The following is a 7500-nucleotide window of genomic DNA, read 5'->3' as shown; positions in this document are numbered from 1 at the left end:
GCCCCCGCCACCGCCTCGCCCCTGCGCCGGCGTGCACTGGGCGTCGGCGCCGCCATCCTGGCCAGCGTGCTGATCTGGCTCGTCGGCGAGATCGCCGGCGTCGACTACACCGTCAAGAACCCGGACCAGCCGGAGATGGTCATCGGTCTCGGCCCGGTCATCACGATCTCCCTCGGCTCGGCCCTGTTGGGCTGGGCGGCGCTGGCGCTGCTGGAGCGCTTCGCCGGTCGTCGGGCGACCGCCATCTGGATCGTGCTCGCCGTCGCGGTGACGGTGCTGTCCTTCGTCCCCGTCGTCACCACCGACGCCACCGGCGGGGCCAAGGTGGCACTGGGCGCCATGCACCTTGCGGTGGCCGCCGTCCTGCTCGCCCTGCTGCCGGTACGCCGACCCTGACAGCCCACGTCGGGCGGCGCCGCCGACGCCCCGGACCTACCGCGCCCAGGGGGCCGTGACGCGTAGGGGTTCTCGCGTCGGAGTTGACGCCGGCCGCGCCGCGCACTAATACAGTAGGGGAAGTTGAGTCACCCAGACTCAACCTGACACCTTCGGCTAGGAGAACCGAGGAGGCACCATGCTGATGCGTACCGACCCGTTCCGTGAGATCGACCGGCTCGCCGAGCAGTTCTTCGGCACCACCACGCGTCCGGCGGTCATGCACATGGACGCCTACCGCGACGGCGACTACTTCTACGCCGCGTTCGACCTGCCCGGCGTGGATCCGGACAGCATCGACTGCACCGTCGAGCGCAACGTGCTGACCGTCCGGGCCGAGCGGCGCCGGCCCGCGGGCGACAACGTGGAGCTCGTCGCCGCCGAACGCCCGATGGGCAGGTTCAGCCGGCAGCTGGTCCTCGGCGACACCCTCGACACCGACAAGCTCGAAGCCGGCTACGACAACGGTGTGCTGACGCTGCGGATCCCGGTGGCCGAGCGGGCCAAGCCGCGCCGGGTCACCATCACCGCTGGCAGCAACGGCAACGGCCGCAAGCAGATCAACGCCTGACCAGGCCACCGGGCGGGGCAGCCGGTGCGGCCGTCCCGCCCGATCCCGTCGCCGGCGTCGGGTAGAGGCCGGCCAGGGCGCGGGCGGTGGCGGTGAACCGGTCGCGCAGCTCGGCCGGCGCGAGCACCTCCACCTCGCCGCCCAGCTTGAGCAGCTCGACGTGCCCGTGCCTCACCGACTCGATCGGCACCGTGGTGTGCACCCATCCGTCCGCGTCCGGGTCCGAGGCCGCCGCCCGGGCCGCCCGGCTCATCGCCGGCGGGAAGACGTACGCCATCAGCTCCAGCGCGGCGACCGTCATCCGCACCCGGGCCTCGGTGCGGTACACGCCGCGCTCGTACCGCTCGGCGTGCTCCTGCCAGCACCGGGCCAGGTCGAAGTCGTCCGGCCGATCGAACCGCTCGTCGAGCACGGTCAGGTCGAGGATCGCTCCCACCCGGTAGGTGCGCACCTCGCCGCCGGCGTCGGCGACCAGATACCAGCGCCCCGCCTTGAGCACCACGCCGAGCGGAGCGAGCGAGCGGGTCACCTCCCGCGGGGTCTTCCACCGCCGGTAGCGCACCAGGACCCGCCGGTCCTGCCAGATCGCGCCGGCCAGCGCGGTCAGGTGCGGGGTGGGTTCCGGCTCCCGGAACCAGGTCGGGGCGTCGAGGTGGAACCGCTGCCGGATCCGCCCGCCCCGGTCGGCCAGTTCCGCCGGCAGCGCGGCGCGCAGCTTCAACTCGGCCGCCGCCAGCACCGACCCGAGCCCCAGTTCCGCTGCCGGACCGGGCATGCCGGCCAGGAAGAGCGCCTCCGCCTCCCCGGCGGTCAGCCCGGTCAGCCGGGTGCGGTAGCCGTCCAGTAGCCGGTAGCCGCCGGCCGGGCCCCGGTCGGCGTAGACCGGGATCCCGGCCGCGCCGAGGGACTCCACGTCCCGGTACACGGTGCGCACCGACACCTCCAGGGCGTCGGCGAGCTCCTGGGCGGTCATCCGACCCCGGGTCTGCAGGAGCAGCAGCAGGGAGACCAGCCGACTCGCGCGCACCGCCCGACGTTACCCCCGCCGCGGCGGCGGGGGTCGTGCCATCCCCGGTCCGGGGTCGCCGGCCATCCCCGGTCCGCGGTCGCCGGGGATGGCCGGCGCGGATTCCGGTAGGGCGCGCCTCCGTCCGTTCCCCACCCGCGGCTGAGAACCTTTCTCGCATGCGGTTTCCCGACGCCCCGGTGCGTGCCCGTCCATCGGCCCGGCCCGCGCTGCCCGGCGGGCCGACCGACTTCACCGAGGCGTGGCTGCGCAACCGGCGCCTGTCCGAGCACACCCGCGACGCCTACCGGCGCGACATCGCCGGCTGGCTGGCCTGGTGCACCGCCCGGGAACTGGACCCGCTGCGGGCGAACTTCCTACACGTCAACGAGTACGGTCGCACCCTGGAGGTGACACTCGGTGCGCGCAGCGGCAGGCCGCTCACTCCGGCCACCGTCGCCCGGCGGCTCTCCGCACTGTCCAGCTGGTACGACTTTCTGGTCAAGCTGCACGCCGTCGAGGCCAACCCGGTCGCCGGCGCCGACCGGCCCCGCATCGACCGGGACCACTCCGCCACGGTGGGGCTCACCCCCGAGGAGGTCGACGCGCTGCTCGCCGCCGCCGAGGCCGACACCGGGCCCACCGCCACCCGCAACCGGGCCGTGATCGCGCTGCTGGCCGACCTCGGCCTGCGGGTGGGGGAGCTCGTCTCGCTGGACCTGGCCGACCTGGGCACCGAACGCGGTCACCGCAGCGTGCGGTTCGTCGGCAAGGGCGGCAGGTCCCGCCGCCGGGCGCTGACCCCGGGCACCGCCCACGCCGTCGACGCGTACCTGGCCCAGCGGGCGGCGGCGCAGCGGGTGGCGGTGCCCGAGCTGACCGGCCCGCTGCTGGTCACCGCGACCGGCGCCCGGCTGGACCGGCACTCGGTGTTCCGCCTGGTGCGCCGGCTGGCCCGGGCGGCGGGCATCCCGGCCTGGGCGAAGCTGTCGCCGCACTCGCTGCGGCACGCCTTCGCCACCACCGCCCGCGCCGAGGGCGTTCCCCTCGAGGACGTGCAGGACGCGATGGGGCACGCCGACCCGCGGACCACCCGCCGCTACGACCGGGACCGGCACAACCTCGACCGGGACCCCGCGTACGTGATCTGGGCGGCCCGGGCGCGCCGCCGCGGGTGACCGGCCCGGGGGCTGGACGCCCCCGGGCCGGGTTCGGCGCGACACCGGTCAGCCGCGGCGGCAGACGCAGAACGGCTGCCCGGCCGGGTCGATGAGCACCACCCACCGCTCACCGCCGGGCTGGAACCCCGGCTTGCTGGCGCCTGCCGCGACGAACTCCTTCTCGGCCAGGGCGAGGTCGTCGACGTACAGGTCCAGGTGGTAGCGCTTGCCGGCGGTCTCGTCCGGCCAGGACGGCGGCCGGTAGCCCTCGACCAGACCGAAGCCGAGGGCCACGCCGCCGCCGGCGGTGGTGGTGACCATCGCGTACTCCGGTTCGCTGTGGGTGATCTCCCCACCGAGGACGCGCTGCCAGAACGCGGCGTGGGCGACCGGGTCGGGGCTGTCGAGATTGACCATGGCGAGGTCGGCGGTGACTGTCATGCCCGCAGTCTGCCGACGGTACCTGCCATCTCCTGTCAGGTAGCGGTCGATCCCCGGCCCGCGGGCCGGGGATCGACCGGCACCGCCTGCACGCAGCGGGTGATGCAGGGGCGGCGCGGGCGGTCACCCGCCGACGGTGCACGATCCGGTGGCGACCGCGACCGGCGACTTTCCTGCGCGTGGGTCCGCCGGTTCTCTACGGTCGACAGGTGTGGGCGCTGAGCAGCCGTGGAGCCGACCGGCCCGGCAGCGCCGCCCGGTGCGCGCCGGGCTGGTGTTCGCCGGGGCCGCCGTGGCGCTGTGCTGCGTGGGGGTGGCCGGGCTGGGCGCCTGGAACGTGCAGGTGGTCACGCAGGCCAGCGGCCCGGTGCGGGAGACCGCGGACGGGTTCCTGCGGTCGATCGCCGCGGGCGACGCCGACGGCGCGTACGACCGGCTCTGCGCCGACGCCCGCAGCCGGTGGAGCGAGATCGGGTTCACCAGTTGGGTGCGGACCCCGCCGGTGGTCAGCGACTACGAGATCGTCGACGTGTCGGTGGCGACCCGGGGCGGCCGTCCGCGCGGCACGGTGACGGTGCGGCTGACCCGCGACAGCGGCGCCAGCGAACAGCGGGCCCTGTCGGTGGTGCGGGAGGACGGTGGGTGGCGGGTCTGCGGCGACCCGTACTGAGTCGGTCAGCGACGCGGTCCGAGGTCGCCGGCGCGGTAGTGCCGCCGGCACAGCACCTGGTAACGCACCTCGGCGCTGTCCACGGTGTCGCCGATGACCACCTGCGCCCCCTCGCGGACCACTCGGCCGCCGACCACCCGGGCGTTGAGCAGCCCCTCCCGGCCGCACCAGCAGAGCACCTCGACCTGGATACGGGCCACCTCGTCGGCCAGTTCGAACAGCCGCTGCGCGGCCGGGAACAGGCAGGAGCGGAAGTCGGTGGCCAGTCCGAACGCGTACACGTCGACGTCGTAGCTGTCGACCAGCTCGGCCATCTGCTCGACGTGGTCGACGCTGTAGAAGCTCGCCTCGTCGCAGATCAGGTAGTCCACGCGGACCCCTTCGGCCCACGTGTCGCGCACCAGGGTGCGCAGGTCCAGCTCGTCGGTGACCTCGATCGCCTCGTGGGCCAGGCCGATGCGGGTGGTCACCTGCGGGCCGAGGGAACGGTCGATGCGGGTGGTGACCAGACCGCGGCGGCCCTGCCGGGAATGGTTGTAGTTCATCTGCAGGGCCATCGTGGACTTGCCGCAGTCCATCGGCCCCCAGAAGAACTTCAACGCCGCCGCGTGCAGCGGCCGCCCGTCCACCCCGCGCGCCGCGGCGCACCCGGTGGGGCTGTCGTCGGGGCCCGGTAGCGGGCGCGCCAGGCACGTCGGGGCGGAGGCGTCGTCGGTCACGGTCGGGCAGCCTAGCCGATCGACAGGCCCGTATCCGGTGGGCGCGGGCCGCCACACGGCGGGCAGGGGCCGGCGTCAGAGCACCCGGGGCGGGGTGTTGCCGGCGGCGACGACGGCCCGGCGGATCGGCACGGCCAGCAGCAGGAGGAACCCGACCACGAAGAAGATCAACAGGGAGACCAGGCCGACCCGGTAGGAGTTGGTGAGCTGGAACACCAGGCCGAAGGCGAGCGGCCCGAGCCAGCTGGTGCCCTTGTCGCTGATCTCGTAGAAGCCGTAGTACTCGCCCTCCTTGCCGGTGGGGATGAGCTGGCTGAACAGCGACCGGCTCAGCGCCTGGCTGCCGCCGAGCACCAGGCCGATGGCCGCGCCGAGGGCCATGAACGGCAGCGGTGCCTCGGCGGGCAGCCGGAACGCGGCGACGATCACCGCGGTCCAGAGCACCAGGCTCAGCAGCACCGTCTTCCAGGCGCCGATGCGCCGGGCGAGGGCGCCGAGGGACAGCGCCCCGCCGAAGGCGAGGAACTGCACCAGCAGGATGGTGATGATCAGGTTGCCCTGTTCCAGCCGCAGCTCCTTGGTGCCGTACTGGCTGGCCAGGGTGATGACGGTCTGGATGCCGTCGTTGTAGACCAGGAACGCCAGCAGGAAGAACAGTGTCAGCGGGTACGCCTTGATCTCGCGCAGGGTACGGCCGAGCTGCCGGAACCCGTCGGTGAGCACGTTGCCGCCGCCGCCGGCGAGCGCCGCGGCGGTGGGGTGTTCGCGCAGCCAGCGCAGCGGCACCAGGGTGAACGCGGCCCACCACACGCCGGCCGACACGATGGACCAGCGGGCCAGATCCAGGGTGCGCTGCGGGTTGTCGTCCTCGCTGAGCATGGTGATCGCGGCCAGGTTGAGCGCCAGCAGCAGGCCGCCGCCGAGGTAGCCCAGGGCCCAGCCGCGGCTGGAGATGCCGTCGCGTTCGTCGGGGCCGCCGAGCTGCGGCAGGAACGAGTTGTAGACCACGATCGCGGCGCCGAAGGAGATGTTGGCGACCAGGAACAGCGCCCCGCCGAGCAGGTAGCGGTCGCCGGTGACGAAGGCCATCGCGATGGTCGCGCCGGCGCCGGTGAACGCCGCGGCGCCGAGCAGCCGCTTCTTGTGGGTGGTCCGGTCGGCGACCGCGCCGATCACCGGCAGTACGAACACGGTGAGGAAGACCGACAGTGAGATCAGGTACGGGTAGTACGAGCCGGCGGCGACTTTGATGCCCAGCGGGTACACGTATCCGGCGCAGCTGTCCGCGCCGAGCTCACAGCCGGCGGCCAGCTCGGCGACGGTGGTGAGGAACGGGCCGAGGAACACCGTGATCACGGTGGTCTGGAAGGCGGAGTTGGCCCAGTCGTAGACGTACCAGCCGGTGCGTTCGCGGCGGGTGCTCGCCGGGGCGGGGGTGTCGCCCACCGCGGGGGTGACGGTCTCGGCCATCGGGGTCCTTCGTCGGGGGTCAGGCGGCCCAGTGGCCGCGGCTGCGGTAGACGTCGCGCAGCACGCCGACGTGGTCGGTCATGATGCCATCCACACCAAGATCAAGTAACTCGTGCATCTCGGCAGGTTCGTCGATCGTCCAGACGTGCACCTGCAGGCCGAGTCGGTGGGCGTAGGCGAGGAGCCGGCGGTCGACCACCGGCACCCGCCCGTAGCGCACCGGCACCTGCGCGGCGACCACCGACGGCGGCAGCCGCAGCGCCCGGCTGGTCAGCGACGCCATCCGCAGCCGGGCCACGCCGCGCATGCCCAGGCCGGTGGCGACCCGCCCCTCGGTGAGCGCGCGGAGCCGGGCCAGCCGGGCGTCGCTGAACGAGGCGAGCAGCACCCGGTCGCCCGCGCCGGCGCGCGCGACGGTGGCCACCGTCGGCTCGATCCCGCCGTCGGCCTTGACGTCGATGTTGAACCGGACCTGCGGCCAGGCGTCGAGGACCTCGTCGAGGCGGGGCACCACGGCCGCCCCGCCGACGCGGACCGAGGCCAGGTCGGCCCAGCGCAGGTCGGCGATACGCCCCCGCTCGCCGGTGACCCGGTGCAGGGTGGCGTCGTGGAACACCACCGCGACCCCGTCGGCGGTGCCGTGCACGTCGGTCTCCACGTACCGGTAGCCGAGGTCGATCGCGCGGGCGAACGCCGCCGCGGTGTTCTCGTCGCCCTCGGCGGCGCCGCCGCGGTGGGCGAACGCCAGCGGTCCGGGCGTGTCGAGGTAGGGGTGGCCGGTCAGCACGCAGCGCAGTATGCCGGTCGGTGGTTGCGGCCCGACGACCAGCCGGTGACGTGGGTCGGGGCGGAAGCCGAAGCGCCGCCGGCACCGCGCCAGCCACCGCCGGTCCCACCGCGGCAGTCCGTGACTCCGCCTGAGGCCGGCTGGCCACTCTTCGCAAGGCCAGCGAACCGCTCTCCCTGATGCCGGGCGGCGGGCCACTCACCTGAGGCGGGCGGCGGAGCCTCAGGCCGGCGGGCGGCGG

9 protein-coding genes are annotated in these 7500 nt (G+C 74.0%); 4 read left to right on the top strand and 5 right to left on the bottom strand.

Features of this window, described 5'->3' with window-relative positions; genetic code table 11:
- The coding region (locus tag C1I99_RS32935) for a DUF6069 family protein (protein WP_111137036.1) at positions 1–396 on the top strand (396 nt) is incomplete at its 5' end.
- Between the two features lie 178 nt (positions 397–574).
- Entirely contained in the window at positions 575–1006 is a 432-nt protein-coding gene (locus C1I99_RS27025) for an Hsp20/alpha crystallin family protein (RefSeq protein WP_111137035.1), read from the top strand.
- Here the strand turns inward: C1I99_RS27025 and C1I99_RS27020 are convergent.
- Positions 996–2033, bottom strand: coding sequence for a helix-turn-helix transcriptional regulator (locus C1I99_RS27020; protein ID WP_111137034.1), 1038 nt, complete (start codon positions 2031–2033; stop codon positions 996–998). The genes C1I99_RS27025 and C1I99_RS27020 overlap by 11 nt on opposite strands.
- A 158-nt stretch (positions 2034–2191) precedes the next feature.
- On the opposite strand from C1I99_RS27020, the gene C1I99_RS27015 reads away from it, so the two are divergent.
- Positions 2192–3190 (top strand): tyrosine-type recombinase/integrase, encoded by a 999-nt coding sequence (locus C1I99_RS27015; protein ID WP_111137033.1) that lies wholly within the window; start codon positions 2192–2194, stop codon positions 3188–3190.
- Between the two features lie 48 nt (positions 3191–3238).
- Here C1I99_RS27015 and C1I99_RS27010 read toward each other — a convergent pair whose 3' ends face one another.
- A complete protein-coding gene (locus C1I99_RS27010) occupies positions 3239–3613 on the bottom strand; it encodes a VOC family protein (RefSeq protein WP_111137032.1) in 375 nt (124 codons plus the stop codon).
- A 211-nt stretch (positions 3614–3824) separates the two neighbouring features.
- Here C1I99_RS27010 and C1I99_RS27005 point away from each other — a divergent pair, with 211 nt between their 5' ends.
- A complete protein-coding gene (locus C1I99_RS27005) occupies positions 3825–4283 on the top strand; it encodes an Rv0361 family membrane protein (RefSeq protein ID WP_111137031.1) in 459 nt (152 codons plus the stop codon).
- Between the two features lie 5 nt (positions 4284–4288).
- Here the strand turns inward: C1I99_RS27005 and C1I99_RS27000 are convergent, their stop codons facing one another.
- The 3 genes from C1I99_RS27000 to C1I99_RS26990 form a co-directional block, all read right to left on the bottom strand.
- Complete coding sequence (locus C1I99_RS27000) at positions 4289–5002, bottom strand: thymidine kinase (protein ID WP_111137030.1); 714 nt, start codon at positions 5000–5002, stop codon at positions 4289–4291.
- A gap of 75 nt (positions 5003–5077) precedes the next feature.
- The gene (locus C1I99_RS26995) at positions 5078–6472 is read right to left on the bottom strand and encodes an MFS transporter (RefSeq protein WP_111137029.1); all 1395 of its coding nucleotides are present in this window, start codon (positions 6470–6472) and stop codon (positions 5078–5080) included.
- Between the two features lie 19 nt (positions 6473–6491).
- A complete protein-coding gene (locus tag C1I99_RS26990; RefSeq protein WP_111137028.1) occupies positions 6492–7259 on the bottom strand; it encodes a glycerophosphodiester phosphodiesterase family protein in 768 nt (255 codons plus the stop codon).
- Positions 7260–7500 lie beyond the last annotated feature (241 nt).

It is taken from the genome of Micromonospora deserti (genome assembly GCF_003236335.1).
GTDB classification, from domain to species: Bacteria; Actinomycetota; Actinomycetes; order Mycobacteriales; family Micromonosporaceae; genus Micromonospora; species Micromonospora deserti.
Note: the sequence above shows the minus strand (reverse complement) of the source record. Positions and strands in the feature narration are given on the sequence as shown.

What these genes read in the sequence shown, in the direction of transcription:
- C1I99_RS27015 (WP_111137033.1), top strand. Translation starts at nt 2,192, where the DNA reads ATGCGGTTTCCCGACGCCCCGGTGCGTGCCCGTCCATCGGCCCGGCCC.
- C1I99_RS27010 (WP_111137032.1), bottom strand. Translation starts at nt 3,613, where the DNA reads ATGACAGTCACCGCCGACCTCGCCATGGTCAATCTCGACAGCCCCGAC.
- C1I99_RS27025 (WP_111137035.1), top strand. Translation starts at nt 575, where the DNA reads ATGCTGATGCGTACCGACCCGTTCCGTGAGATCGACCGGCTCGCCGAG.
- C1I99_RS26995 (WP_111137029.1), bottom strand. Translation starts at nt 6,472, where the DNA reads ATGGCCGAGACCGTCACCCCCGCGGTGGGCGACACCCCCGCCCCGGCG.